The following is a 3,452-nucleotide window of genomic DNA, read 5'->3' as shown; positions in this document are numbered from 1 at the left end:
GTGTGCAGGAGCGTCGCGGCCGGCCGGTCGGTCATCCTGGCGTAACCGTCGGCTGCCCCGGTCACCACGCCTTCGAACAAGCCGAGCACGCAACGCATCTCCGGCTTGCGGTCGAGCGCCGCGACGAAGTGCATTTCGGACGTGCCGGGATTGGCGAAGCAGACGTTGACGCCGTTCGCCAGCAGCACGTCACAAAGAACGTCGGCCCCATTCATCGCGTTCCCTCCGCCGTGGCGATCCTCCGCATCTGAAACCACTAGCGCTCAAGCTGCAATGTCCTGCCGCGGACTTTGACGTGATCCAGTTTGGCTAGGGAGCGCGGCCCTGCCTGCGAACGCAGCCGCATAGGTGAGGCGGGCGAGCCGGTGAAGTCAGGCGACCGCCGCCTTCAGGAACGCCATCGCCGCGCCGGTCAACGCATCGCCCTCCTCGCCGAAGCGGCGGTTGATCGCCATGTGCGTATAGGCGCCGCCGTCGAACAGCGTGACCTTTGTGCCGGCCACCCGCAGCCGATCGGTGAAGGCGCGGGCGGCGACCGCGCGGATCGGCGCTTTCGAATAGGCGACGAAGACAGGCGGATGCTTGCCGCTCCCGATATAGGTCGCTGGCGACAGCGCGCGCCATCGGGCCGGGTCGGGGAAGGCCTGCGCGTAGATCGGCCGCAGCCTGCCGCCCTGCGCCTTGGCCAGTGCCTCGATGTCGTAGGCTTTGGTATCATCGAGCACCAGCGCGGCGACGCCGGGCAATCCGCCGCGCAGGCCGGTCAGTGCCGCCAGATGGCAGCCGGCCGAATGGCCCATCACCGCGATGCGGTCGGGGTCGCCACCATATTTGGCGATGTTGGCCCGCACATAGGCATAGGCCTTCTCGACATCGCCGGCCTGGATGGCCACGTTGGCCTCGGGCAGCATGCGATAGTCGATCGAGACGAACAGGAAGCCGTTGTCGAGCAGGAAGCCGGGCTTGGCGTCGACGTTGTTGCGGTTGCCGATCCGCCACGCACCGCCGTGGATGAAGAAGACGACAGGCCGGCCCCTGAAGCCGTCGCGCGTGTAGATATCGAGCCTGGCCGGGCCGTAGTCGAAGCTCTGCCGCGTGGGCTGGCTGAGATGCTGCGCGGCGAATGCCCCAGCGGGCATCAGTGCCGCCATCGATGCCATGATGAGACTGCGCCGATCGATCATCACCACCTCCGGCCGTTTTCATTGGCAGAGTGCACATGCGCGCCACAGGCGTCCAGTTAAGGATTGGTAATGACCTGAGCTTGAAAGTCCGGCGGCGAGGCGACGTCCGGGCATTCGTGCTTGCCCCTGAATCCCGGCTGCGAGATGCGAATGCGAAAACCAATCGAAATTTACCCTTGAAGGTAGACTGGCAATCACCACGTTATTCTACAGGCAGGCATTTCGGCCACATCGGGTGCCTTGCCGGAGGTCAACGCCAGATTGCACGTGTTCTTCTTCAATTGGAGGGAACCAACAACGCTTTCCGGCAGTTGAATATGTGATGAGCCGACTGGCAGCCAGAGCGGCTCCGAGGGCACATAATCATGCGCGAGAACCAATCCGACGTCTTCGACCTGTTCTCGGAGATCTATACCAATGCCGCACAGGAAGAGATCAGCCTCCAGCAATTCCTCCTTGCCTGCCGCGAAGACAAATCGATGTATGCCTCGGCGCCCGAAAGGATGGTCGCGGCGATTGGCCAGCCAAACCTGATCGACACCAGCAAGGACGAGCGGCTCGGCCGCATTTTCTCCAACCGGACCGTCAAGGTTTATCCGTCCTTCGCCGATTTCTATGGCATGGAGGATACGATCGAGCGTATCGCCGGCTATTTCCGCTATGCCTCCCAGGGGCTCGAGGAGCGCAAGCAGATTCTCTATCTGCTCGGTCCTGTCGGCGGCGGCAAGTCATCACTCGCCGAGCGATTGAAGAAGCTCATGGAGCAGCGGCCGATCTACACGCTGAAGGCCGGCAACCAGATCAGCCCCGTTTTCGAATCGCCGCTCGGCCTTTTCAACCCCGACCACATGGGCGACCTGCTGGAGGACAAATACGGGATAGCCCGCCGCCGGCTGAACGGGCTGATTTCGCCATGGGCGGCCAAGCGCCTCGACGAATTGTCCGGAGACATCTCCAAATTCAGCGTCGTCAAGCTGATGCCGTCGCGGCTGCGCCAGATCTGCATTGCCAAGACCGAGCCGGGAGACGAGAACAACCAGGATGTTTCGGCTCTGGTCGGCAAGGTCGACATCCGGCAGTTGGAGAATTTCAGCCAGTCCGACCCGGACGCCTATTCCTACAGCGGCGGGCTCAATCGCACGACGCAGGGCCTGCTCGAATTCGTCGAGATGTTCAAGGCGCCGATCAAGGTCCTGCATCCGCTGCTGACCGCCACGCAGGAGGGTAGCTACAACGGCACCGAGAATTTCGGCGCCTTCCCCTACCAGGGCATCGTCGTGGCGCATTCCAACGAATCAGAATGGCAGCAGTTCAAGAACAACAAGAACAACGAGGCGTTTCTCGATCGCATCCTTGTGGTCAAGGTTCCCTATTGCCTGCGGGTTACCGAAGAGAGGCAGATCTACGAGAAGCTGCTGCGCGAAAGCGAATTGGCGGCCAGCCCCTGCGCTCCGGAAGTTCTCGATATTCTGAGCCGCTTCACCGTCTCGACGCGCCTGGCCGAGCACGATAATTCACCGCGCTACACCAAGATGCGCGCCTATGACGGCGAGAGCCTGAAGGAGATCGACCCGAAGGCGAAGTCGGTGCAGGAATACCGCGACGCCGCCGGCGTCGACGAGGGCATGACCGGCGTCAGCACGCGCTTTGCCTTCAAGATCCTGTCGCAGACCTTCAACTACGACACCAAGGAAGTGGCCGCCGATCCTGTTCACCTGATGTACATCCTGGAGGAGGCGATCAAGCGGGAGCAATTTCCGAAGCAGACGGAAGCCGCCTATCTCGAGTTCACCAAGTCTGAACTCGCCACGCGCTATGCCGAATTCATCGGCCACGAGATCCAGAAGGCCTATCTGGAGTCCTACAGCGAATACGGCCAGAACCTGTTCGACCGCTACATCGCCTATGCCGATGCCTGGATCGAGGACCAGGACTACAAGGATCCCGACACCGGCCAGATCCTAAACCGCGAGGTGCTGGACAACGAATTGTCACAGATCGAAAAGCCGGCCGGCATCGCCAATCCCAAGGACTTCCGCAACGAAGTGGTGAAATTCACCTTGCGAGCCCGGGCGCGCAATCACGGTCGCAACCCGTCGTGGACAAGCTATGAAAAGCTGCGCGAGGTCATCGAAAAGCGCATGTTCGGCCAGGTCGAAGACCTTCTGCCGGTGATCAGCTTCGGCTCCAAGCAGGACAGCGTCACCGAGAAGCGGCACAATGAATTCGTGCAGCGCATGGTCGAGCGTGGCTACACCCAGCGTCAGG

Annotated in this window: 3 protein-coding genes; 1 reads left to right on the top strand and 2 read right to left on the bottom strand. The window is 61.7% G+C overall.

Translation table 11 applies throughout. The annotated features are described in order from the left end of the window. Positions 1-215 (bottom strand): thiamine pyrophosphate-binding protein (locus EOA33_RS28690; protein WP_245482464.1); only part of this gene is annotated, 215 nt, incomplete at its 3' end. A gap of 156 nt (positions 216-371) precedes the next feature. Then, positions 372-1,184 carry an alpha/beta hydrolase gene (locus tag EOA33_RS28685; protein WP_127407177.1) on the bottom strand — a complete coding sequence of 271 codons (813 nt, stop codon included), beginning with the start codon at positions 1,182-1,184 and terminating at the stop codon, positions 372-374. A 365-nt stretch (positions 1,185-1,549) separates the two neighbouring features. Here EOA33_RS28685 and EOA33_RS28680 point away from each other — a divergent pair. Beyond that, positions 1,550-3,452 (top strand): PrkA family serine protein kinase (locus EOA33_RS28680; RefSeq protein WP_127407176.1); only part of this gene is annotated, 1,903 nt, incomplete at its 3' end.

Origin of the sequence: Mesorhizobium sp. M4A.F.Ca.ET.050.02.1.1 (assembly GCF_003997725.1) — a bacterium.
Taxonomy (GTDB): Bacteria; Pseudomonadota; Alphaproteobacteria; order Rhizobiales; family Rhizobiaceae; genus Mesorhizobium.
This window is presented reverse-complemented; position numbering and strand designations above follow the sequence as displayed.